At 69.5% G+C, this 23,647-nt stretch carries 26 protein-coding genes; 24 read left to right on the top strand and 2 right to left on the bottom strand.

Annotated features, from left to right (window positions below):
• Positions 1 to 4: 4 nt before the first annotated feature.
• Positions 5 to 538: a DUF6262 family protein gene (locus YWW_RS38230; protein ID WP_026930173.1), complete on the top strand. Its 534-nt coding sequence runs from the start codon at positions 5 to 7 to the stop codon at positions 536 to 538.
• Between the two features lie 145 nt (positions 539 to 683).
• On the opposite strand, the gene YWW_RS29680 is transcribed toward YWW_RS38230, so the two are convergent.
• Both YWW_RS29680 and YWW_RS0111025 read right to left on the bottom strand, forming a co-directional pair.
• Positions 684 to 1,601, bottom strand: coding sequence for a sterol desaturase family protein (locus tag YWW_RS29680; protein WP_035704345.1), 918 nt, complete (start codon positions 1,599 to 1,601; stop codon positions 684 to 686).
• A gap of 57 nt (positions 1,602 to 1,658) precedes the next feature.
• On the bottom strand, positions 1,659 to 2,393 hold the full coding sequence (locus YWW_RS0111025; protein ID WP_051325653.1) for a helix-turn-helix transcriptional regulator: 735 nt from the start codon (positions 2,391 to 2,393) through the stop codon (positions 1,659 to 1,661).
• 59 nt (positions 2,394 to 2,452) lie between these two features.
• On the opposite strand from YWW_RS0111025, the gene YWW_RS0111020 reads away from it, so the two are divergent.
• The 23 genes from YWW_RS0111020 (at position 2,453) to YWW_RS0110905 (ending at position 23,621) form a co-directional block, all read left to right on the top strand.
• Positions 2,453 to 2,809 carry an ArsR/SmtB family transcription factor gene (locus YWW_RS0111020; protein WP_155830117.1) on the top strand — a complete coding sequence of 119 codons (357 nt, stop codon included), beginning with the start codon at positions 2,453 to 2,455 and terminating at the stop codon, positions 2,807 to 2,809.
• Positions 2,806 to 4,773, top strand: a complete 1,968-nt coding sequence (locus YWW_RS0111015; RefSeq protein WP_026930170.1) for a heavy metal translocating P-type ATPase — start codon at positions 2,806 to 2,808, stop codon at positions 4,771 to 4,773. Before YWW_RS0111020 ends, YWW_RS0111015 begins: the two co-directional genes overlap by 4 nt.
• A complete protein-coding gene (gene lspA, locus YWW_RS0111010) occupies positions 4,770 to 5,279 on the top strand; it encodes a signal peptidase II (protein WP_026930169.1) in 510 nt (169 codons plus the stop codon). The genes YWW_RS0111015 and lspA overlap by 4 nt, the downstream gene beginning before the upstream one ends.
• Positions 5,245 to 6,783 carry an MFS transporter gene (locus YWW_RS0111005; RefSeq protein ID WP_026930168.1) on the top strand — a complete coding sequence of 513 codons (1,539 nt, stop codon included), beginning with the start codon at positions 5,245 to 5,247 and terminating at the stop codon, positions 6,781 to 6,783. Before lspA ends, YWW_RS0111005 begins: the two co-directional genes overlap by 35 nt.
• 54 nt (positions 6,784 to 6,837) lie before the next feature.
• The gene (locus tag YWW_RS0111000) at positions 6,838 to 7,461 is read left to right on the top strand and encodes a cation efflux transmembrane domain-containing protein (protein ID WP_035696672.1); all 624 of its coding nucleotides are present in this window, start codon (positions 6,838 to 6,840) and stop codon (positions 7,459 to 7,461) included.
• A gap of 940 nt (positions 7,462 to 8,401) precedes the next feature.
• Positions 8,402 to 8,812, top strand: coding sequence for a hypothetical protein (locus tag YWW_RS0110995; protein WP_026930166.1), 411 nt, complete (start codon positions 8,402 to 8,404; stop codon positions 8,810 to 8,812).
• A gap of 221 nt (positions 8,813 to 9,033) precedes the next feature.
• On the top strand, positions 9,034 to 9,963 hold the full coding sequence (locus YWW_RS0110990) for a hypothetical protein (RefSeq protein WP_026930165.1): 930 nt from the start codon (positions 9,034 to 9,036) through the stop codon (positions 9,961 to 9,963).
• 130 nt (positions 9,964 to 10,093) lie between these two features.
• Complete coding sequence (locus tag YWW_RS0110985) at positions 10,094 to 10,876, top strand: hypothetical protein (protein WP_026930164.1); 783 nt, start codon at positions 10,094 to 10,096, stop codon at positions 10,874 to 10,876.
• An 11-nt stretch (positions 10,877 to 10,887) separates the two neighbouring features.
• Entirely contained in the window at positions 10,888 to 11,268 is a 381-nt protein-coding gene (locus YWW_RS0110980; RefSeq protein ID WP_035696673.1) for a hypothetical protein, read from the top strand.
• 128 nt (positions 11,269 to 11,396) lie between these two features.
• Positions 11,397 to 11,990 carry a hypothetical protein gene (locus YWW_RS0110975; protein ID WP_026930162.1) on the top strand — a complete coding sequence of 198 codons (594 nt, stop codon included), beginning with the start codon at positions 11,397 to 11,399 and terminating at the stop codon, positions 11,988 to 11,990.
• 97 nt (positions 11,991 to 12,087) lie between these two features.
• Positions 12,088 to 12,549: a hypothetical protein gene (locus YWW_RS0110970; protein WP_155830116.1), complete on the top strand. Its 462-nt coding sequence runs from the start codon at positions 12,088 to 12,090 to the stop codon at positions 12,547 to 12,549.
• Positions 12,546 to 13,025: a hypothetical protein gene (locus YWW_RS0110965; protein ID WP_026930160.1), complete on the top strand. Its 480-nt coding sequence runs from the start codon at positions 12,546 to 12,548 to the stop codon at positions 13,023 to 13,025. Before YWW_RS0110970 ends, YWW_RS0110965 begins: the two co-directional genes overlap by 4 nt.
• Positions 13,019 to 13,510, top strand: a complete 492-nt coding sequence (locus YWW_RS0110960) for a hypothetical protein (RefSeq protein WP_155830115.1) — start codon at positions 13,019 to 13,021, stop codon at positions 13,508 to 13,510. The genes YWW_RS0110965 and YWW_RS0110960 overlap by 7 nt, the downstream gene beginning before the upstream one ends.
• 93 nt (positions 13,511 to 13,603) lie before the next feature.
• Positions 13,604 to 14,614, top strand: coding sequence for a hypothetical protein (locus tag YWW_RS0110955; protein ID WP_026930158.1), 1,011 nt, complete (start codon positions 13,604 to 13,606; stop codon positions 14,612 to 14,614).
• A gap of 1,948 nt (positions 14,615 to 16,562) precedes the next feature.
• Positions 16,563 to 16,925 (top strand): hypothetical protein, encoded by a 363-nt coding sequence (locus YWW_RS0110945; RefSeq protein WP_026930156.1) that lies wholly within the window; start codon positions 16,563 to 16,565, stop codon positions 16,923 to 16,925.
• Complete coding sequence (locus YWW_RS0110940) at positions 16,918 to 17,475, top strand: antirestriction protein ArdA (protein WP_026930155.1); 558 nt, start codon at positions 16,918 to 16,920, stop codon at positions 17,473 to 17,475. Before YWW_RS0110945 ends, YWW_RS0110940 begins: the two co-directional genes overlap by 8 nt.
• Positions 17,476 to 17,564: 89 nt before the next feature.
• Positions 17,565 to 18,338 (top strand): RNA ligase family protein, encoded by a 774-nt coding sequence (locus tag YWW_RS0110935; protein WP_026930154.1) that lies wholly within the window; start codon positions 17,565 to 17,567, stop codon positions 18,336 to 18,338.
• Positions 18,339 to 18,349: 11 nt separating this feature from the next.
• The gene (locus tag YWW_RS0110930; RefSeq protein ID WP_026930153.1) at positions 18,350 to 18,733 is read left to right on the top strand and encodes a hypothetical protein; all 384 of its coding nucleotides are present in this window, start codon (positions 18,350 to 18,352) and stop codon (positions 18,731 to 18,733) included.
• A gap of 136 nt (positions 18,734 to 18,869) precedes the next feature.
• On the top strand, positions 18,870 to 19,841 hold the full coding sequence (locus YWW_RS0110925; RefSeq protein ID WP_155830114.1) for a hypothetical protein: 972 nt from the start codon (positions 18,870 to 18,872) through the stop codon (positions 19,839 to 19,841).
• Positions 19,838 to 21,031: a hypothetical protein gene (locus YWW_RS0110920; protein WP_155830113.1), complete on the top strand. Its 1,194-nt coding sequence runs from the start codon at positions 19,838 to 19,840 to the stop codon at positions 21,029 to 21,031. The genes YWW_RS0110925 and YWW_RS0110920 overlap by 4 nt, the downstream gene beginning before the upstream one ends.
• An 87-nt stretch (positions 21,032 to 21,118) precedes the next feature.
• Positions 21,119 to 21,775, top strand: coding sequence for a hypothetical protein (locus YWW_RS0110915; protein WP_026930150.1), 657 nt, complete (start codon positions 21,119 to 21,121; stop codon positions 21,773 to 21,775).
• 101 nt (positions 21,776 to 21,876) lie between these two features.
• On the top strand, positions 21,877 to 22,515 hold the full coding sequence (locus YWW_RS0110910; RefSeq protein WP_026930149.1) for a hypothetical protein: 639 nt from the start codon (positions 21,877 to 21,879) through the stop codon (positions 22,513 to 22,515).
• Between the two features lie 176 nt (positions 22,516 to 22,691).
• The gene (locus tag YWW_RS0110905; protein ID WP_026930148.1) at positions 22,692 to 23,621 is read left to right on the top strand and encodes a DNA-processing protein DprA; all 930 of its coding nucleotides are present in this window, start codon (positions 22,692 to 22,694) and stop codon (positions 23,619 to 23,621) included.
• The last annotated feature ends 26 nt before the right edge of the window (positions 23,622 to 23,647 follow it).

Below are 23,647 nucleotides of genomic sequence, written 5' to 3'. Positions count from 1 at the left end.
TGCTATGACTGGAACGGCAGCTCCTCTGGTTCAGTCCCGACGCCGAGATGTCGAGCAGCGACGCGCACGTGTCGAGGCGGCCCTGCAGACCATGCGCGCCGAGGGCGCCGATCTCACGATCTCGGCCGTCGCCCGGCACGCCGGAGTCCACCGGTCGTTCATCCACCGCCACGCAGACCTTCGCGCAGCGGTACTCGCCGCCGCTGACGAGCCCGCAGCCGGGGCCCGTGCGTCGACTACGGTCAGCCGCAAATCGCTCCTGGCCGACAACGCCAACCTCCGCGACCGCAACCACCGCCTCGCCTCCCAGGTTCGCGACCTCGAAGACCGACTCGGCGAACTCCTCGGCGCCGAGACCTTCGAACGCAGCGGCCTCGGCGCGGCCACCGGCACCCGCCAACTCGAGCTCGCCGTTGAACGCCAGCAGCAGGAGATCCTTGACCTCAAGCAGCAACTGGATGAGCGCGAAGAAGAACTCGACGCGGTCAGGGACGCCCATCGGAGCCTGATGAAGGATGCCAACCGAGTCACCTACTGAATGTCCGTTGCGGGTTGTTCGGCCGCTGACCGGCCTGGCGGGCCGGGTGCCGCGTGAAGGGGTGCATTGTGAAATGCGCGTGCCGCTCCCGGAGCCGTCCGCGTGACGGCTTGGGCGGCACGTATCGAGAGCTGGGCCGGCCGGTTCAGGCGGTGTCCGCTGTGGTGTGTCGGTCCGGTGCCGGGTCCTCAGACGGGTGGGTGCAGGCGCCGCTGGGGCGGAAGGGTTCGGCGAGTTGGGGCAGGTAGGCGGTGGGGTAGTCGGGGTGGGCGGCCATGCCGAGCATGTCGGAGGTGAAGCGGCGGTGCGGGTCGTAGGTCTTGGTGCCGAGCAGGTAGTCCCAGGTGAGGGTGAACAGTCCGAAGTTGACGTCGCCGATGCCGGCCCATTTGAGGTGGTGGAAGCGGTGGCCTTCGTTGAGGGCCAGGATGTGTTTGAGGGGGCCGACGCGGTAGTCGGCGTTGGAGTGCTGGAGCAGGAGTTGGACGGCGACGGCCAGGGCGAGGGCGGCGGCGACGGTGACGGGCATGCCGGCCAGGACCAGGGGCACGACTCCGGCGGTCATTTCCAGGGTCTGGTGGAGCGGGTGTTTCATCAGGCCGTTGAGGCCGTAGAAGCGGGTTACGGAGTGGTGGACGGCGTGGAAGCGCCAGAGCGCGCCGATCTTGTGGCTGGCGAAGTGGACGAGGGTGAGTCCGGCGTCGGCCACGAGGACGGCGGCCAGGACTTGGAGGACGAAGGGCCAGTGGTGGGGCCAGATGCCGCCTGCGGGGATGAGCGCGGCGAGGGCGGGGATGGCGGCGACGCTGACCAGGAGCAGGGTCTCGTTGACGAAGGTGTGGGCGGTGTCGCGGCCGGCGTCGCCGGCTGAGTGGTTCCACGTCTCCTGGTAGGGCAGAAGGCGTTCGGCGGTGAAGGAGAGGCCGACTGCGAGTGCCAGGAGCGCGAGCAGCCAGGGTTTGGGGGCGCCGGAGGCGGCGAGGGCGATGCCGGTGCCGTTGACGCCGATGAGCATCAGCGGGGCGTAGCCGTAGCGGATCAGTGGTCGCAGGAGGCGTTTCATGTGGACAAGCCTGGCCTCGGGCGGGGCGTGGGGCTTGAACGCATCCGCTGACCTGTGTTAGGGCCGCCAGCCGGCGGCGCGGGCGGCGCGGGTGGGGGTGAGCCCGAACATGGCGCGGGTGGTGCGTGAGAGGTGGGCCGAGTCGGCGAACCCGGCCGTGTGGGCCGCGGCGGTCAAGTCGGCGCCGGCGCGGACCGCCTCGAGCGCGCGCTGCAGCCGAATCCAGCGCCGCCATGCCGGGTAGGACAGCCCTAGGTGTTCGGCGAACAGGTGGCCCAGTCGGCTGGCCGAGACCGGTACCCGGGAGGCGAGGGCGGCCAGGTCGGGCGGCCCGCCGGGGTCGGTGGTGGCGAGGTCGATCGCGGCGGCCAGGGTCGGGTGGGGCGCCGGTCGGGGCGGCGTGGTCGCCGGGGCCTGAGCGGGCTGCGCGGCGGTGCCGGTCCAGGTCTCGACCTGGCGCGGGTCGGCCCCGGTGCGGCGCAGCCGGGCGGCCGCGGCCCGTCCGGCGGCCGAGTCGGCGTCGAGGTAGGCGGCCAGGCCTGCCGTCTCGGGGCCGGCGGTGACCTGATGGGGCACTCCCGCCGGGATGATCGCGATCCCCTCCACCGGACGCCGGGCGCCGCGGGCATCGGCCAGGACGATGCGGCCGGATGTCACGATGAGCAGTTGCAGGCAGGCGTGGGTGTGGGCCTCGGCGTCGCCGATGCGGCCGGTGAACGCCAGCAGCCCCGGCGCCAGGTGCACCGAGCCGGCCCAGTCGACGTGCGTCTCCGTCGGTGTTCGCGACTTCACTGTTATCCATTCAAGTCTTGCGCTATCATCGTCATATGACGATTGATTCTATGCGGTGTATGACCGCTGAGATCGAAGCGGGCGTGGCGCCGGCCGCGGCCCTGTTCCACTCCCTGTCCGATGCGACGCGGTTGCGGATCGTGCAGCGCCTGGCCTGCGGCGAGGCCCGCGTGGTCGATCTGACCGAGCAGTTGGGCCTGGCGCAGTCGACGATCTCCAAGCACCTGGCGTGCCTGCGCGACTGCGGCCTGGTCGACTACCGGACCCAGGGCCGCCAGTCGTTCTACTCCCTGACCCGTCCTGAGCTGATGGACCTGCTGGCCGCCGCCGAGGGCGTGCTGGCCGCCACCGGTGACGCGGTGGCGCTGTGCCCCAACTACGGCACCGTCCCTGTGGCGCAGGAGGTCGGGCGATGAGCGACGCATGCGGCTGCGGCCACGACGAGCCCGACACCGGCGCCGAGGCCGAGGAGCACGAGCCCGAACGCCTGTGGGAGGTCTCCGAACTGCGGTTCGCCGCAGTCTCCGGCGCCTTCCTGCTCGCCGCGTTCATCGCCGGCCAGACCGGCTCGCCTTGGCAGGTCGAGCGGGTGCTGGAGGCCCTGGCGCTGCTCGCCGGCGCCTACACGTTCGTGCCCTCCACCATCAAGCGCCTGTTCAAGGGCAAGATCGGGGTCGGCACGCTGATGACGATCGCCGCGGTCGGCGCGGTGATCCTCGGCGAGGTCGGCGAGGCCGCGATGCTGGCCTTCCTGTTCTCCATCGCCGAAGGCCTGGAGGAGTACTCCCTCGCCCGCACCCGCCGGGGCCTGCGCGCCCTGCTGAACCTGGTGCCCGAGGAGGCCACCGTCCTGCGCGAGGGCACCGAGACCGTCCTCGCACCGGCCGAACTGCGCGTCGGGGACCTGATGCTGGTCAAGCCCGGTGAGCGGATCGCCACCGACGGGATCATCCGCTCCGGGCGTACCGCCCTGGACCTCTCGGCCATCACCGGGGAGTCGGTGCCGGTCGAGGCCGGACCCGACACCGAGGTGTTCGCCGGGGCGATCAACGGCACCGGCGTCCTCGAGGTCGAGGTCACCACCACCGCCGAGAACAACTCGCTGGCCCGGATCGTGCGGATCGTCGAGGCCGAGCAGTCCCGCAAGGGCGCCTCCCAGCGCCTGGCCGACCGCATCGCCAAGCCCCTGGTGCCCGGCGTCATGATCGCCGCGGTCCTGATCGCGGCCATCGGGAGCCTCTTCGGCGACCCGGTCACCTGGATCGAACGCGCCCTGGTCGTACTCGTCGCGGCCTCCCCGTGCGCGCTGGCGATCTCGGTGCCGGTGTCCGTGGTCGCCGCGATCGGCAAGGCCAGCAAGTTCGGTGTGCTCGTCAAGGGCGGTGCCGCGCTGGAGGCGCTCGGCGCGGTGCGCGCGATCGCACTGGACAAGACCGGGACCCTCACCGCGAACCGGCCCGCCGTGGTCGACGTCGCCACCACCGGCGGCGCCACCCGCGAGCAGGTCCTCGACCTGGCGGCGGCCCTGGAGGCCCGCAGCGAGCATCCGCTCGCCCGCGCGATCCTGGACGCCGTCGACGAGGTCGTCCCCGCCGCCGAGGTGGAGGCGGTGACTGGCGCCGGGCTCACCGGCCGGCGCGAGGGGCGCACCATCCGGCTCGGCCGTCCCGGCTGGCTCGACGCCGGCCCGCTGGCCGACGAGGTGGCGCGGATGCAGGCCGCCGGGGCCACCGCGGTGCTGGTCGAGGACGACGGGACCGTGATCGGCGCGATCGCCGTCCGCGACGAGCTGCGCCCCGAAGCCGCCGAGGTCGTCGCCCGGCTGCGGCGGAGCGGCTACGACGTGGCGATGCTCACCGGCGACAACCAGATCACCGCCGCCGCCCTCGCCAAGGAGGTCGGGATCGAAACGGTGCACGCCGACCTGCGCCCCGAGGACAAGGCACGCATCGTCGCCGAGCTGCGCACCCACCGGTCGACGGCGATGGTCGGCGACGGCGTCAACGACGCCCCGGCCCTGGCCACCGCCGACCTCGGCATCGCCATGGGCGCCATGGGAACCGACGTCGCCATCGAGACCGCCGACGTGGCCCTCATGGGCGAAGACCTGCGCCACCTCCCGCAGGCACTCGACCACGCCCGCCGGTCCCGCCGCATCATGCTGCAGAACGTCGGCCTGTCCATCGCGCTCATCACCGTGCTGATGCCCCTGGCCCTGTTCGGGGTGCTCGGCCTGGCAGCGGTGGTGCTGGTCCACGAGGTCGCCGAGGTCGTGGTGATCGCCAACGGCGTCCGCGCCGGCCGCACCAAGGGCCTGCAGCTCACGACCGGCGACAACCGGCCGGCACCGGTGCCCGCCACAGTCGGGACGCCGTCGTGACCGCCCGCGAAGTCCCCCCGGCCAGGGTGGGCCGCACCCGGCTCGCCCTGGCCGCCACCGCCGCGCTGCTGGCCGCGACCGACCTGGTCTTGAAGGCCTGGGCCGGTCGCGGCTTGGCCGACGGCGCCTCGGTGGACCTGGGACTGATCCAGTTGCGGCTCGCATTCAACTCCGGGGTGGCCTTCAGCCTCGGCGACGACCTGCCGGGCTGGGTCGTCATCGCCGTCACCGCGATGATCACCGCCGGACTCGCGGTCGTCGTCTGGCGGTCCGCCCGCACCGCACCGCTGCCCGCGGTGGCGCTGTCGGTCGCACTGGCCGGCGCGGTCGCCAACCTCGTCGACCGCGCCGCCGACGGGGTCGTGACCGATTACCTGCACACCGGCTGGTTCCCCACCTTCAACCTCGCCGACGTCTACATCACCGTCGGCGTCCTCGCCTTCGCCGTCCTCAACGTCTTCGGGAGCGACCATGACCGCGTCCAGCAACCAGCCCGCGACGACTGAGCTGTCCCCGGCGCGCCGATGGGCGGGCCTGGCCGCGGTGGTGCTCGCCCTGCTCACCGTCGGCCTGGACCTGATGGTCCTCAACGTCGCCCTGCCCACCCTCGCCGGCGACCTGCAGGCCGACACCTCCCAGCTGCAGTGGATCGTCAACGCCTACACCGTCGTCTTCGCCTCCCTGATGCTCCCGGCAGGGGGCTTCGGCGACCGGTACGGCCGCCGCCGGATCCTGCTGGCCGGCCTGGCGGTCTTCGTCGCCGCCTCGGCCTGGGCCGCCTACAGCGGCACCGCCGAGTCACTGATCGCCGCCCGGGCCGCGATGGGCATCGGCGCCGCCGTCATCGTCCCGCTCTCCCTCGGCGTCCTGCCCTCGCTGTTCCCACCCGAACAGCGGCGCCGCGCGATCGCGGTGTGGGTCGGCGCCCTCGGCGTCGGCCTGCCGCTGGGACCCATCGTCGGCGGGTGGCTCCTCGAGCAGTTCTGGTGGGGCTCGGTCTTCCTCATCAACCTCCCCGTCGGAGCCCTCGCGCTCGGAGCCGCCGCCCTCCTGCTGCCCGAATCCCGCGACCCCGCCCCGCCCCGGCTCGACTGGCCCGGCATCGCCACCTCAGTGCTGGGCACCGCGGCACTGGTGTACGGCATCATCCAAGGCCCCGAGGACGGCTGGACCGACCCAGGCGTGCTCACCGCCATCGGCACGGGCGCCCTCGCCCTGGCGGCCTTCCTGTACTGGGAACGCCGCACCACCCATCCGCTCATCGACCTGCGCCTGTTCGCCAACCCCTCCTTCACCTGGCCCACCCTCGCCGCCACCGCAGGCACCTTCACCCTGGTCGGCGCCCTGTTCGTAGTGCCGCAGTACCTGCAGATCATCGGCGGCCACAGCGCCTTCGGCACCGGCGTCCGCCTGGTGCCACTGGTGCTGGCGATCCTGGTCGCCGCCGCCACGGTCGACAAGATCGTCTCCCGCATCGGCGCCAAGATCCCGATCGTGGCCGGACTCCTCATCGCCGCCGCCGGATTCGCCCTCTACGCCACCATCACCCCCGACTCGACCTACGCGTTCACCGCCACCAGCCTGGCCGTCATCGGCCTCGGCGCCGGCCTGGCCCTAGCCCCGGCCGTCGACGCGGTCATGGCCACCCTCCCCGACCACCGGGCCGCCGCAGGGTCCGGGCTGCTGATGGCCATCCGCCAAGTCGGCGCGGCCTTCAGCGTCGCGATCCTGGGCACCATCCTCAACGCCGTCTACGTCCGCGACCTCGAACCCCACCTCGACGACCTGCCCGCAGCCGCCGCCGACGCCGCCCGCGACAACATCGCCGGCGCCTACGCCGTCGCCGAGCGCCTCGCCAGCACACCGGGCACCGACCTGGCCGTATCCGCCGCCAACGCCTTCACCCAGGCCATGACCGCCGTCTTCGCCACCAGCGCCGCGATCTCGGCGATCCTGGCGATCCTCATCGCCATCCGACTCCCCCCAACCCCACCCGACGCCCACCGCTAACGGCGACCACCGCACACCGCCTTCGCAAGAACCACCCGACCGGGGGAGCACCAAATGACCGACCGCACCGACGAACCGGCCCTGATCCGCCGCGGACTCGCACTCGCATGGTTCATCGTGGTCTGGGACGTCATCGAAGGCGTCATCGCCGTTACCGCCGGACTCGCCGCGGGCTCCATCGCCCTGGTCGGCTTCGGCATCGACTCGGCCATTGAGGTCTTCGCCGCCAGCGTCGTGATCTGGCAACTACGCGCCGGCGCCCACGCCCGGCAGCGACCCGCGCTCCGCGCCATCGCCGTCACCTTCTACGCCCTGGCCGCCTACGTCGCCTTCGAATCGATCCGCGACCTGATCGCCCAGGAACAGGCCGACGAATCCCTGATCGGCATCGTCCTCAACCTGGTCGCCCTAGCGGTCATGGTGCCGGTCGCGATCGCCCAGCGGCGCACCGGACAAGCCCTGCACAACCCGGTTCTGGTCGCCCAGTCCACCGAGACATGGATGTCCAACGCCCTGTCCCTCACCGTCCTGGCCGGCCTCGGCCTCAACGCCGCCCTCGGCTGGTGGTGGGCCGACCCCGCCGCCGCCCTCGTCATTGCCGCACTCGCCGCCCACTCCGGCCGCGACGCCTGGCGCGAGGCCGCCGAGACCGAAACCGAAGCACGTTCGCGGAGCTGAGCGGGCCGGTAGACACAGGTGCGTCCGACGCGCGCGGAGCACGGTGTTGAGTTGGAGGCTGTGCAGGACTGTCATCAAGGTGGTGCAGGCTGCCTCCGGGTCGCAGTCGAGGGCCCCGAGCACATCGCGACAGCGCCAGCCTTCCCGCCACCTATGCGTGACATCTGTTGCACACGGCGTCGGGCGAGAAAGGGCTCAAGGACCTGCGATAACACCAATGGTGCCAGTATCAAGACTCGCGGCCCCGACAGAAGCGATGAGGATTGCCACAACGCCGCGAAGCTCCATATCGAGGTCGTGGCGCGGCTACCGGGGCGTCGCGCGTTCAGTCCGGCGTTTCATCGCCGAACTGCGCCTGGGCAAACCCAAACAGCGCGCCGCACCCGGCCCGTCGGTCCGGGAGGCAACCACCTGGATCACCTGCCACCCCGCGAGCCTGACCCCCGCCCAAGCCGCCGAACTGGACAAGATCTGCGACCGCTCATCGGTCCTGCATGCCACCGGTTGTGACACCTCGGCCCTGTCACAAGCGGTCACAAGCTCTGGATTCGCGTCTCTACCAGGGTTAATGTCGAGGTCATATTACGAACCTTGTGTTTACTCCAGTCCGCTCCGGCGACTGCCCGAGACGGGGCATGAGCTGACCGGCTCCCACCACACCGTGGTCTTGGAACCGGCAGCGCCACCGACTCGGCACCTGACCTGACCGGACTGAACCCCACCGCAACGGTGGATCACACGCCGCACCATGCGGCCTACTCGTGCTGCATCCAGCACGTCTGCCCGTGACTGGTATCGGTCTCGGAAAGTCTCGCGTCTCCAACCGCGCCCAGCGCTGCGGCGCTCCAATCAATCTCGTTGTCCCCATCCGCGCACCTGCTGGTGCGCGGCTTCGTCGTGTCCGAAACACGGCTCCGCCTTGAGAGAAAGGAAAGAAATCATGCCCTACGACTGGCAACCCGGCGACCGGTGCAAGGTCCGTCCCATCTTCGAGCTGCCTGCTTCGACTCGCTCGACCTGGCGCATCCGTTCGCGCTACACCTACCCCGGCACGGTTAAGGCACTGCATCACCTGCCGACCCGCACGCTGGTCATCGTCGATCTCGACGACCACGAGGAGCTCTCCATCGAGGGGCAGCACCTCCAAACCGCGAGCTTGTTCTCGCTCCACGCCGAGGCGTGCCGGTGCCGTCGGTGCCGCATGGCTCCGCACAATCGGCAGGCTGAAGCCTGGCCGACTCGCGCGCGCCGCTCGGCGCTCGCTGCGCTTCACGGCGCAAAACGAGGCGCCATCTGGTGCTTGCGGTGCATCTGGGCCCCGGGGCCCTCAGCACCCACACGGGGCAAGTAGCTCCGTGCAAGCGAGCCACCCCGACCGGGGTGGACTCGCTTCCTCCTACGAATGCAGAAGCGGTATCGAGCGGCACCGCTTCCTCACCTGACCGCGAACGCGTCCGGGGACGATCCGGGACGCCGCGCCTGACCCGAATTGCCCCACGAGCGGTGGTGCCACCTGGCACCGCCGCTTTTTTGATGCCCGCCTCGCGGGCCACGTGAAAGGAAGCAATCGCCATGCACGAGCTGCACCTGAACCACACCAACCTGATCGACGCCATCGAGAGGATGGAAACGACCGACCTGCTCGGCGAGATCGAGTGGCCGCAGCTGCGGCTGTTCGCCTGCTGGCAGCGCCTGGACGGCACGTTCGACTGCCGCCTCCTGCCGACGGTCACCGCCGCCCTCACCGACCGCATCGACCGACCCGTCCGGGGCCCGCTTGAGCAGCCGTTCCTCGCCGTGCTCGCCGAGTCGCTGACCGAGCTGTGCCACCCCGACGGCTACGGCCTGGCCGGGATCGGCCTGGCTGCCGACTGCACCATCGAACCCGTCTTCCAGACGTGGATCGCTCTGACCGACGGCACGGCCCTGAAATATCAGCGCCACTCCGGCGGCGCCGAGGCCCGGATCCACCTCAAGCCCGGCGAACCGATCACCCTCGCCGATACGACCGCGCTCAACCTCCCCCGCTGCCTGCTCGAGCGCGCCACCGGCGCCCAGCCGCACCCCTACATCGAGGAGCCCGAACCGACCGAGCCGACCGAGCTGGACACGCTGATCGCCTCGCTCGACAGCAAAGCGGCAATGTGGGGCGTGATTAGCGCCCACGACCCGAACCCGACGCGCCCCGCCCAGAACGCGGTGGAACTGCTCGAACAAATGGTCTACCAACTCCGCCCGCACCTGGACGCCATGGCGGACTCGACGCTGTCCACGCCGTCGATCGTCCGGGCCGTCGACCTGCTGCTGAGCATGGCCCGAAACGCCAGGCAGTTCACCGCCTGCAGCACCGAGCTCGACCAGGCGAACGCGCAAACCGTGAACGAGGCCGCCAAGCGCGCGCACCAACTGGCCTGGCCGTTCCGCCACCAGCAAATCCTTGACGAACTCGACCCCCACAGAACCGACACGACCGCACCCGCTGCCGCTGCCTCCCAGCGGTAACAGCCGCACCGGCCCGGAGGCCATCGACGCCGCCGGGTCACCCACCAGACCGACCGATTCGCGGCGCACCCAACCGGGTGCGCCGCATTTTCACTTGCCCGCACAAGGGCGGATAGGAAAGCAACCTGCCATGTCCACCGAAAACACCGACCCCACCGCTCGACCCGAGGTCCATGCCGACGCACACGGTCTGAGTGTCGCCGCGACGGCGACGCTCGACTGGGCCGTGGCCCAACTCGGTGCCGATCCGGCCGATACTCTCACCGAAGCCTGGGAAGACCCGGCGTATCTGCTCATCGCGGGCTCGGCCCGAGCACCTTCGGCGATCGGTCTCCCCAGCACTGGTGCTTGGCCGAGCGGCTATTGGATTCTCGACCGGACCAGCCCGGCCGCCTTCGCCGCCGATCTCGCCGACCAGGCCCGGGCCTCAGGGACTGAGACGATCTGGGACGAGGTGAGCGGCCCGGGATTCCTCGACGACCCGCGCCGCGTCTCGCACCTCGAGCTGGGTGTCCCGATCGAACTGGTCACGGCCTTCGGCTCCACCGACGGGACCGACGATGACGAGCCGGACATCGTGGGCCGGTATCGCATTCGTCCAGGCCACTACCTGGTGGCCGAGACCATCGGCCGCGCCGGCACCCGTGTCGCTCTGCACGGGTTCTGGGCTGTTCCAACCGAAGTCACGCTCGAAGCCCTGGCCGACATCGAGGGATTCGACGCCTGGACCGTGGAGGCGGACTGTTCGACCTGCCATCGGTCTTGGAGCGCTTTCTACGGATCGGACCGATTCGTCCCCCAACCTGGCGTCCCCGCCCTCGAATGGCACTACCGGGACGCCACCGGACACGAGGACAACACCGTCGACTGCCCGGCCATCCGGTGTTCCGGACGCGTCGCCTTCACCATCTAGGAGACGTCGTTATGAGTATCGAGCGACGTTCGATCACAGTGTGGCGACGGATCTTCCATCCCTGGGAGGCCGACGCCGACGAACCCGAGCTGAAAGCCGAACACGAGCACCGCATCGACTTGGACGACCTCATCGATGACGAGGAGGTCAGCGTGCAGGCCGCGGCGGCGTTCCTGTCAGGTAAGCGGCACACCTGCACCGTCTGGTTTGCCGCCGTCGAAGCTTCGGTCTCCGGCCCGGGCGTCGTCATCGACCACGGCGTCTGGTACGCCGACGAGCCCTACACCAACCCGTACAGCGGCGAAATCGAAGAGCAGACCGCGCACCTGAACGGCTTCACCGACGCCGAAGCACGCCAGATCCACCGCATGGTCCTCGCACCACTGCCATAGTCCCGTCCAGCCAGCGGCGCCGCACGAGCCGCATCCCACGCCTGGACCGAAGCCAACGGCGCGCCCTGGGCGCGCCGTCTTTTCATGCCCACTGCGGGCACCACGAATCCAAGAAGGAGAGAAGATCCATGTCCGAAACCACAGGCGACCACGCCCAAGAGCACGAACCGCAGCCCTACTGGCTGACCGAGTATCCCGAGCCGGGCCTCGAACGCTCCTGGTCACAAGTCCGTCGACCATACACATCCGAAGCTGACGACCGGTCACGCATCGCCGCGGCGATCAAGGGCGTCCGCTGGCACCGCCTGAGCGACCAGGTGCCGTTCAGCCCGGGCCTGATCCTGCGGGAGCTCATCCCCGCCGCCCGGCAGGCCGGGCTGGCACCGCTGGCGATGGGCGTCGGGACCGATCCGCTCGACTACCCCGAGCCGCACCTGCTCGACCAGCCGCGCGACGAACTCGGCCCGGACTTCTTCGAAGCAGGGTATCTGGTCGCGTTGCGCCAACTCGCCGGCCGCACGATATTCAGCGCCTACTTCCTGGTCCTGGGCGATGAGGCCGGACAGGTCGTCTTCGACACCGACGACCGCCCCCGCCCCGAGGTGCCGATGACGCGCGGCTGCGCCGCCGGATTGCACGAGCTGTGCCGAGGCGCCCTCGACGATCGCCGATGCGCATGCCCCTGCGGCTGCGCCGCGCAAGTCGGAACGAGCCGAATCTGACCGGCCCAGTACCGAACACCTCGAAGCCCGATTCCAAACGGCCGAGACCCATCCGGGTCTCGGCCGTTTTCCGTTTCCGCACGACGAAAGGAAAACGATGACCACATCGTCATCACGATTCAAGGCCATGCCGCATGCGGTGGGCCACGGGCGTCTCGCCCTCCCCGACACCGCGGCTGAAACCGGCCAGACGGGGGCCGTGGGCCTGCTCGATGCGGCCGGGGCGCCGGTCCGGCCCTGGCAGACTCCGCGCGGTCGGTTCGTCTGCTTGACCGTCTCGCTGCCTCCCGGCGCGGCGCTGATCGATCCGGAAGTGACGCGCTGGCACCTGCTCGGCGCGGGCCGCGCCCTCGCCATCAACACCATGTTCGGTGGTAGGCCGGGCATCGCCGTCGGCATTGATCCGGTCGCCGAGAGCAGCCCACTGTGGCTCCATCTGCCGACCCGGCAGGACCTGACCGAGAGTGAGGTCCTGCTGGAGGCGCATCCGACATGGCCGTGCCCGTGCGCCGATGACTGGCGCCAGTCCTGGTTCTCGGGCGGGGGCGAGTCGGTATGAGCGCGAACGTCACCCATCCCATCGGTATCGGGTTCCTGCGCCTGGCTCCCGGTGAGGCCGAGTCGCGCCGCTTCGGTGCGGTCGCGCTGCACGATGCCGAAGCGCGGCCGGTGCCGCTGGTGAACATCCCGGTGTGCACCTTCGCCGTGCTTGTCGCCGTCCGCCTGGAGATCGCCAGGCGCCGTGAGCGTGCCCGCCGATTTGGACCGGGAAAGGTCATCCGGACCACGACCGTCGAAGTGCCGGTGCGCCTGGGCGCGGGCAACGTCTGGACCGTCAGCACCGGCGGGCATGGTGCCGTCTTCGGGATCGGAGTTGAACCCGACCGGCCTGGCCACACCGGGCCTTGGATCGATCCCGGAGGACTCGTGCGCTGCCAAGGCGTGCGGGTGCGGCTCGAACTCCACCGCCCGGCTGATGTGCGGGGGTTGCCCGAGGGGACCGGACCGATCACGAAAGGGGACCGGTCGTGGTGATCGGAAGATTTTCGCGCCGTTCGGTGCTCCTAGGGGAAGGCGTGCTGCGCTGGCCTCCCGACGCCGATCCGGATGACCTCGACAAGGTCGGAACCGACTTGGCACAGACGGTCGGGCTCATGGCCGAGGGGAACCGGTGGGTCGTTTTCGATCCAGCGCTTGAAGGGCGGCCGGTGGCCTTGTGTGCCACCATCACCGCACTGCGCGGACCGGTCTTGCGCTGGGACCCGGTACGGGGCATTGGGCCGCGCACGCCCTATGTCGGCGAATCGGTCCAACTCGGTGCCGGACGGCTGTTCCGCATGAACCCGTTCGGGGCCACTGGCACCGGCGTCGGCACCATGCCCGCTGACCCGGCCGCCGATGCGGGCGACTGGCTCGACCGGGCCGGGCTCTACCGCGTCCACAACCACATCGTCGAGCTGCACGCGATCCCGTGCTGCTCGCGATCGGCCGCGCTGCCCGCTTCGGGCACCGGCCGCTGACACAAAAGACGGTGCGGCCAAGCCGAACGCGAACTCGCTTGGCCGCACCCCGAACCCGATCCAAACCTGCAAAGAAAAGAAAGGAAGGATTCAATGCGATCCTACTCATTCGGCACCGATTTCGATGAACTCGACCCGGCGGTGCTGGCCGGATTCGCGCCTTACCTGCGCACGCGAACCCACGACACCAGTCTGGTTGCCGTTGGCACCCGTCACGGCCAACCGGTCGACGCCGCCAGTTGGCCGCTGGCCGCCCTCGCCATGCCCGGCGGATGCGCCCAGTTCGGCGACTACTGGACCCGATCGGAGGCCCAGGCGCTTTACCTGGTCGCCGTCACCGTCGACTGCCCGCATGGCGCGGCGGTGATCGGCCACGCGACAGCGGCGCTGACCGCCGTCCGACCGGACCTGATCGACACCTACCGGTACCTGGTCACCGGCTCCGGACGATGGGCTTATGCCCACGACCTGCTCGACGGCTGCGAGCGGCTGCGACCGGTCGCCTTCCACGACGACGTGACCGCTGCGATCGAGGCGCTCTCGGTCCGGGCCGCGGTGCGCCGGTGGGGCGAGCTCCGGCGCCTCCGCCCGCTCGAGGCCGAAGCGATGCGACGGGTCCGCTCCCGCGCCCAGCAGATCCAACGCGAACGCGCGGAGATCGACGATCACCACGGCCAGACCGTCATCGACATGCTGCACTATCAGGCGTGCGCCTCAGCCGACCAACTGTCCGAGGACGAGGCGATCGCTTTGGGCATCGCCGCAGCCGCCAACAGCGACCTGCGCTCCTGGATCGTCGGGCGCATCCTCTACACCGCAGAGGGCAACAGCCGCATGTGGTGCCAAGTCGCCTCCTACTCCGAAGGCACCGAGCGGGCCATCGCCGGCGCGTTGGCGGCTTTGACCGCCTGGACCTGCGGCGAGGACGTCGCGATGGTCGCCGCCGAAGCCGCGCTCGAGGCCGATGAGGACTGCGCGCTGGCCTGGACGGTCTGGGGGTTGCTGGAGACCGGCATCAGCGCCGACAGCTTCGACACGATCGGGCTCCGGGCCGCCCTGCCATCGCAGGCGGGGACATCGATCGTGCCGCGCCAGCGCACCTGACACCCACTTCAAATGAAGGCGCGAACGCTCAGCGTTCGCGCCTTCCTCAATCCATCCACATTAGCGGCGGGACCAGATGGTCCCGCCGCTTTTCCATGCCCCGACCAGGGCGCACTCAAATCACACGAAAGAAAAGGAGCGTGCCGATCATGTCGATCGCACCAGAGTCCACCGCGAAGATCATCGAATGGCTCGACAAGGAAGACACCAAAGGCAACGGCCGCGTAGTCGCCCAGATCGCCAAGGGCACCGGCCTGAAGCGCGAGGTCGTCCGTGACGTGCTCACCGCGCTGCAGCGAGACGGGCTGGCCACCTCCGAAGGCAAAGGCGCGACCGAACGCTGGCGGCTCGACCTCACCAAGGCCACGACCACGGCAGCGAACGGCTCCGCGACCGAAACAGTCAACAGCGATGCTGACTCTGACGAGTCCACCGAACCGGAATCGACCGACAAGGAGGCCCAGACCGGCGTCGATGGTGAGGGCGACATTGGACAGACTCGCGAGGACGGGGAACCGGCCGAGACCTCCGCTGCGCTGAACGAGCCCGACCCCGGCAGCACCGAAGCGAATGCCACCGACGACGGAGAAGAGGTAAAAGACCAAAACACGTCGTCGGCCACCGAGCCCGAACCCGACTCGGACGACGAATCCGGTACCGACCCCGAATCGCCGGTTGCGCAGACGGACGATACGGCCGAGGTCGCCTCGGCTCCGGTCCGGCCGTCCGGGCCGATCGATCCCGAGGCCGGGTTCGTGTTCAACATGGTCCCGGTCGACTCTGCCGATTCGGGGATCACCGTCGGTGAGATCGTCCGCATGACCGGACTCAAGCCGATCCGGGTCCTCAAGGCCCTGTGGGGCATGCGAATGCTGGGGCTGGCCTCCTCGACCGCGCCGTTCGCTCCGGACCGGGGCCGGTGGCAGCTGACCGCTGGGGCGGCACTCCCAAACCTTGGGGCGTTGCGCATGTCCGATGCGCCCACCCGAGTGGTCTGCCCTGACTGCGGACACGATGCGGCGCTGACCTATCGACCAGACGCTCGAGGCGCGGACGTCAAGCCCTTCGACCCCGAAGCGCCAGCACCGGAGAACTTCGAGTACCGCTCCGAGGCGGCGCAACAGCGCCGTCCCGAGATCATGTTCGCCGCCATGGTCCTCGACGCCGAAGGCGAACAGCTCACCGCCGTGCAGCTGGCCGCGTTCACCGGGCACCCGGAGGCGACCGTGTTGCGGGCGCTGTGGGCGCTCCGGGCATGCCGCCTGATCGAATGCACCGACGTCCACCGCCCAGACGGGGGACGGTGGCGCTCGACCGACCACACCCTGGACTCAGCCCACCTGGTCCGCCTCGACGACGCACCCGAGGCGATCGGCTGCCCCACCTGCGGCCAGGGCATCGCAACCCGCAGCGCGGGAGGCGGCGGCAAGACCAAAGGCGTTTCCCGGGCAGCCACGCACGACGGGCTCCCGCCGCTGCCGAACGGCGCCCTGGCGCTCATGGTCTCGGCCTGGGCTCTGGCCGCACCGGGCCTGGAACCCGCCGGCCAGGGCGACGACCCGACTGTGCGGACGCCGAGCGGGGTGTTCAAGGACATCGCCACCGCCTGTCAGAACGGCGCGATGGAGGAATGGCTCGCCNCCTGGGCTGAGACCCACGCGGACTGGGCGGAGGCGGTCTCGTTGCTGTCGAGCGCACTCAAGGAGGGGCAGCGGCCCCGCAGCCCGGGCGCGGTGAAGAACACCCTGGCCCGGCTCGCTCTCGCCGGTGAAGCGGTTGCGCGAGTCCAAGGCGCCCAGTACGAGACCTACCGGTCGACCGCCAAGGCCGAGAACGCCTGACCATCAGGCACCAATCCTATAAGGACGCCTCTGGGGTCGCACCAAGCCGGTGCGGCCCCATTCGCGTCCTCGCTCCACTCGATCACTAAGGAAGGACAACACTGCCCATGGACGCCTACGAACGGGACATGATCACCGCGCTCGCCTCCGGGAAAGGGGCCGAGTTCGGCGCAAACCGACAGTTCCTGCGGCGCGTGGTCGCCGAAAAGACCTCGTGCCCTACGCACAACCAGATGCTCGTCCTGGACGAGACCGTGGCTGTCGAGATGGTCGGCACCGCGACCGGCCGCAGGTGGTGTCTCGTCATCTGCGCCTCCGCATTCGAAATGCCGCACCGCCAACGGGCGCTGCAGGAGGCCATGGCCTCACCGCACCTCGAAGTCACCGTTTACGACGGACGGGACCTCTTCGACCCCGCTCAATCCGCACCGGAGACCGACTCGGACCGCGAGGGAGCACGGCATGACTGATCTTCGGGCGTGGGTCGGCTGTTGGGCTTGCTACAGCGAAGGACGGCTGGTCGGGGACTGGTTCGACCTGACCGAGGCCGTCCCGACCGTCGAGCAGGTCCACCGTCGCGGTCTCGACCCGGCCGACCACAGCATCGACGTCGCGGAGCACGAGGAGCTCGGCGCGTTCGACCTCGACGGCGATCTGGCCTTGTTCACCGACACGATCGGTGAATCGCTGGCAACGGCCGCGCGCGTCACCCAGGTCATAGGCGGTATCGAGGCCGATCACCTTGCCCCGTTCGCAGCCTTTGCCGCCTCTGACACTGCACCGGTCGATGCCGCGCTGGTCGAGCAGTTCAAGGCTGCCTATGTCGGGGCGTTCGAGTCCGTGCGTGACTTCGGCATCGACCACTGCATGGAACTCACCGGCTGGGACAGCCTGCCCGAGGGCGTCCGGCAGTCCCTGGGCGACTACATCGACTGGGCCCAGGTCGGACAGGGCTACCTGGACGCCGACTACGACTCGACCTGGATCGGCCAGGCGCTCCACGTCTGGCACCTCCAATAGACCCCGCAGCCCTGAAGGCGCTGCGGCAGGCGGCGAGCACCCAGAGGGTGCTCGCCTTTTCCATATCCGACAAGAAGGAGAACAAAACGGTGAACACACTACGACTGGAAGCGATCGACACCGCGACCAAATACCCGTCGATCCCTACCTGGCACCAAATGGGCGACAAGGGGATCCTGACCGAGACGACCACGGTCGCCTTCGAGCCCGGCGAGCCGATTTACCTCACCGAGAAAATCGATGGCACGAACGCGCGGATCATCGCCCTGCCAGACGGTGACTGGCTGCTCGGATCGAGGAAACAGCTGCTGGCCGCCCGCGGCGACCGCGTTCCGAACCAGGGCAGCGAAGCCCAGGTTGTCATCGCCGCGCTCGCCACGGCCGCCGAGACCATCGCCGCCGGTTGGAACGGCCCGGGGGTCTTGGCCGTGTACTGCGAGGTCTACGGCGCCGGGATCGGCCGAGCCTGGCGGAACTACACCGCAAACCGGCACCACGCAGGAGTCCGTGTCTTCGACGCCGCCCAGATCGACCCGGCCGTGTTCGAATGGGACACCGCCCGGATCGCCGCGTGGCGCGACGGCGGTGGCCAGGACTTCGGCCCCGACAGCGCCGAGGCGATCCGGGACGCCGGAATCGAACCGGTCCCCGACCTCGGCGGTATCGACGGCGCCGACCTGCCGGCCGCCATCGAACCCACCGCCCAGTGGCTCCGAGCACGGCTGCGGCAATCGCGCGCGGTCCTCGACGAGGGCGGGGCCGCCAGGCCCGAAGGGATCGTGGCGCGAGGCGCTGACCGCTCCAAGATCGTCAAGCTTCGCTTCGCCGATTACGCCGCGACACTGCGCCAGCAGCGTCGATGAGTGGGGCCAACATGACCGAACATGTCGAACAGGCCCGACTGGTCTGGGAGACCGCGCTGGCCTTCCGTGACGACCTGATCGCCCGCGAAGCCAAGAAGGACAACGACCGGTTCTGGGCGATGTACCACTGCTTCCAGCAGGAGTGCGTCGACGCACTCGAACGCATCGGCCTGAGCGGCGCCTGCGTCGACGACGTCCAAGGCGAGCCCTACGACGGGCTCGCCGGAACCGGCCAGGGGTGGGCCGACACCTGGCTGGTCGCACTTGTCGCTGCCTCAAGGCTCGGACCGATCGTCCGTGACGAGGTGATGCTGCCGATCTTCAAGCACTCCACCGACCCGGACGAGCGAGCGTGGCTCCGCTCGATCGCCATGCGCATCAGAGTGAACCGATAAGGGCGCAAGCGCCGGCACCGCTGTCCGATCACGGCTCGNCNCCCCTCAGGGTGCCGAGTCTCTCGTATTCACAGAACACCATCTAGAAAGGCTCCAATCAATGTCCACAATCTACATTCCCGGTCGACCCTGTCGCATGTGCGGCCAACCATCCGACCAGCCGCAGCGGCTGTGCATCGGGTGTACCGGTGACCTCGAATTGCACCGCGCCACCGTCGCCGCCGACCCCGACAAGCCGCTCAGCGACGAAGCGGCGCTCGCCCGCCTGATCGTCCAGCGCCAGCGATCCTGGACATCGGCCAACCCGTCCCCGTCGTCCTACAGCCTCGACCTCGCCGTGGTCGTCGTCGAAATCGAAGCCGCCGGCGAAGCATCGGCGTTCATGCTCTGGCCATCGGCGCACTTCCGCCGCTACGGTCAGCGGCTGATCGACCTGGCCGAGAACTCCGACGACTTCGACGCGTTCTACTTCAACGTCCACGACGGCCTCGACTTGTTCATCGACCGACGTGGCCCGGCCGGACGCCATGGACACCGGGGTCGGGCCCTCGCCCCCGCCGCAGCGGCGACCTGGGTCGGCGACGCCGGACGCGGTGCCTGCGCCGTCCGCATCGAGCACATACCGGGCGCTTGCCCATCCGAGGCGATCGGGCAGACTGCGTGGTCCCGCCTGCAGACCGCGATCCACGCCTGCGGCATCGACCTCACCTCGACAGACCGCGCCATCAAGTTCGAACACGGCACGGCGCCCAACTACGAGCACGAAGGAGTCCAGGCACACCCGGCCGACTTGGCGATAGTCGTGGCGCTACTGGTCGACGCCGGTCTGATCGACCCGGCGATCTGCGAGGACGCACTCCTGTCCGCCCAGCTCGGTGCAGACGGGACCCTGCTGGGCCACCCGGTCGGGCGAAGCTCTCTGGCGCAGTGGGCCGTCGAGCACGCCTGGACCCGCCTTCACCTCGCCGACCTCGACACCGCCGTCCTGTCGGCCACCGGGTTGGAGCTGTGGGGCTATGAGCACTTGGGCGACCTCATCGACACCTGGCGGCCCGGCCGCGGCGTCACGGTCACCTCGGCCCCGCACGACAGTGCAGCCGAAGAGTGAACACGCAGAATCACCGGTCATATCCAGCGGCGGCGCCTTGCGTCGCCGCATTGCTGTATTCGCCAACGGAAGGAATCATCATGCATCACCCGATCGACGCTCACATCGGCACCGATGACTGGCACGAGGACATCGTCGCCGTCCTCGCTGCCCTGCCTCACGGGACATGGACTACCGGCAGCGATCTCACCGCCCTGGTCGATCAGCCCGCCGAGACCATCACCGCATTCGTGGACGCCACCTGCCCGGCTGGGCACGAGCGTGTCCTTTCCATCACTGGCTGTTTCCGTCCTGGCACGGCCTACGCAGGACTGTCCCGACCCGAGCGCACCGGTCAGCTCGAACGCGTCGGCATCCGCCTCAGCGCCCAAGGCCGCGCCGACCGGGCACAGCGACTCGAGGTGCGGGCGCTGGCCGCGGTGCTGGCCGATCCGGCGACCGGAGTCCTGCCAGACGGCACCATACGTGAATGGCCGAGCCGAGCCGGAGCATGCAACACCGAGCCGGCCGACCGCGAACGCCTGCTGGCCCTGGCAGGGACCTGCCGGTGGCGGGACATCGACACCAACTGGGATCTCGTGCGCCGATCCGGCCTGCCGCAGGCGCTCGAGTACACCCTCGGACGGCTGTTCGCTGCGGTCACCATGCCCGCAGGCACGCCGACTTGGCCGACGCGGGCCCTGACCGAGGCCGGTCTGGTCGGGCCCGACCAGACCGCCGATTACACGGCGGTCCACGTGATCGGCCTGCGCGCACTCGAGGCCCACAGCGTCGTCGAGGTCTACAGCCTGATCGGACCGGCACAGGCCGCTCCGGTCTTGATCCTGACCCGGCCGATGCCCGCCGCGGCCGAGGCAGCGGGCCATACGACGCCCTGTCACCGAGGCCGACACGGCCAGTGCCGCGGCTTCTACGACCGGAACCGCGACTGGAGCTGGTGCCCCTGCGGATGCGGGTGTACCGCCAACCAGCGGGCGACGACCGTCCGCTACCTCGTGCGCGGCGACGACTTCGCGATGCCACACATCCGTCGCGGCATTGCCCTGTCGGACCCGACACCGGTCGAACCGGACCGCGTCCGGGTGCGCACCCGCGACTGGTTCAACAGCGCAGTCAGCGAGATCAACTACGGCCAGGACTGGATCGCCTTCGTCCACAACCCGCGCCGCCGGGCCAAACCGGCCGCATAGGCGCAACGGTCGGTGCCCGCGCTGGCACGCGGGCACCGACCCCGGCACTTCGACTCCACATGCAGCAACAAGCGAAAGGAAAGCACCGTGGACAGCACACCACACGAGCCCGAACCCGGCACCCGAACCCCGTCGGCGGACGACCGGAACCGGCCCACCGAGCGCGCCGGATATTGGCGCAGCGAGTACCTCCCAGACGGCACCGAGCGCTACTGGTCCACGCTCGCCCGGCACTGCACCGAACGCGACGAGGACCGCGCCACCGTGGCCGCCGCGCTCGACGCCATCACCTGGTACCGCCACAAGGCCAGCGTCCCGTTTTCGGCGGGCGCGTCGCTGAACGAGATCATCCGCCAGCTCACCTCCCCGCCAATAGCGGCCGGTATCAGCGAACCGCCCATCACGCTCCCTGAATCCGGCCTGTCGGAGTGCGACCGCGCGCTCTACCTGCGCGACCCGGCCCTGCTCGATTCCGACCTGATCCAGACGACCTCGGTCGTCGCTCTGGCCTTCCGGGAGAGCAACGCCGTCTTCCTCATGTACTACCTCGACGAAGGCATCCAGGCGCGTCCGGTAGCGCTCGACATCCGCGACATGGACACCGCCCCCGGGCGTTCCATCGGCTGCGGAGCCGGCCTGCACCAGATCTGCCGGGGCCGCTACATCACCGAAGACCGCGAAACCCGTCCGTGCCAGTGCCACTGCGGGTGCGAACAGCCCGAGTCGGCGCTCCGGCACGACTGACTCCCATCCTGGCGACCAAGCGGCCGAGACTCACCAGAGTCTCGGCCGCTGCCGTCTGCCCACACATCACCAGTACATCCAGAAAGAAAGGAGTGTCCCTGATGGGAGCACAGTCGATCACCGAACTCGCCTTCCCCGACGGCACCAGCCGCTTCTCCCTGCACTGGGGATCACCGCAGTACCAGTTCCCGAACATGGCCGAGTACGTGTTCGAGACCTGGACCCACGACCTGGGATGGCGGCTCGCGGGCTACCGCGAATACGCCGACCAGGCCAGGACAGGATTGCCGACCGAGGTGTTCACCGGCAAGGTCCACGGCGACGTCGAGCACCACTACCGCTACGAGTTCGATCGGAATGGGCAGGTCGTCTTCCGTTACAGCAGCCGTACCTTCGGACAGGTCGGGCCGCGCAAATGGCGAGTCGAGCACGAAGGGGCCGGCCGGCTCGACCTCTACCGCGCCGCTTTGCACTGGCGGGCCGACCTGCGAGGCAACATCTACCGGCGCTCACTGCGGGGATGGGGCCCCGGACGCATCGAGGACTACGATCTCGACCTGGCCTGCTGCACCTTCCGCATCGCCAGCGAGATGCGCTCAGGAGCCGCGGACTCGGCCAACAGTGCCGCCTTCCACGCCGCTCACGACTGTCGCGACACCGGATGCGGCACACCGCTGCTATTCGACGCCGAGATGGCCGCCCAGAGCCTCCCCGGAACCAACGAACCCGGCAGCAAGTAACACGGCAACGCTCCCGATCAATACAACACCTTCTGACACATGGGGCCATGTGATCAGCGCGGTCCGGTGGCCCTCGTGCCTCCGCGGCCCGAATCGCATGCCCGACACCGACAACGCGGCCGAGACCCATCAGGGTCTCGGCCGCTTCCGTATCCGCGCAACGAAAGGCATAACCCATGCACGAACTCAATGAACGACTCTCTCGCGCTGTCCTGGCCGCGCTGTTCAATCCCGGCCTCGCCGTCATCGGTGACCTGATCGACTTCCACGGCCCCCAGCTCGCACTCGACTATCTGCTGACCGAATCTCGGCCGGCCGAACTCGATCGGCTTGTCACTCGCGCGCTGGCCGACCATGACATCGTCACCGACGCCGACCTGGCGCAGCTGGCACGCGACATTGACGAGAACACGAGGGCGGCTGGAGCACGAATCATCGCACCAGGTGAGGACGCCTGGCCGGTCGGCCTCGACGACCTGACCGCCTACCGTCCGCACGGCGCCCGGTGGGGCGCGCCGTGGTGCCTGTGGGTGCAGGGCAAGTGGGACCTGGCCATCGATCCCGTCCGCGCTGTCGCGTTCTGGGGCGACCGGTTCCCCTCCGAGCACGGCGCCTCGCTGGCCGCCGAGGCAGCCGTCGGCCTCGCGCAGTCCGGTTACCACGTGATCGGCAACGGCGAGACCGGTATCGCCCAGAAGGCCACCGAGAGTGCGATGCGCCTCGGGCGGGCGCTCGCCATCGTCGCCGGCGGGTTCAACCGGACCCACCTAGGCAACAGTGGCCGCCTGCTGGAGGCCGTGGCTGAACGCGGGACCGTCTACACCGCGCAGCCGCCTGGCCGCGCCCGATCCGCTTGGGCGACCGGCTACCGCGACGCGCTTCTGGCCGCGAGCGCAGCGACGCTGGTGGCGGTCGAAGTCCCTTCGCGCAGCACCGACCGGTCGTTCTTCACCACCGCGCAGGCCCTGGACCGGACGGTCTTGTCGGCCGCTCATCCGCACCTGATCCACAAGCGGGTGGGCAACTACGGCCTCGAGGAGGCCGGCGCGGTGCCGGCCGCGAGCCCGGCTGGGATCTGCGAACTGGTCACCATCACCACCGCATGACCGCCCCGACTCATCCCGAAAGGCCG

It is taken from the genome of Glycomyces tenuis DSM 44171 (assembly GCF_000427885.1).
Lineage (GTDB): Bacteria > Actinomycetota > Actinomycetes > Mycobacteriales > Micromonosporaceae > Glycomyces > Glycomyces tenuis.
This window is presented reverse-complemented; position numbering and strand designations above follow the sequence as displayed.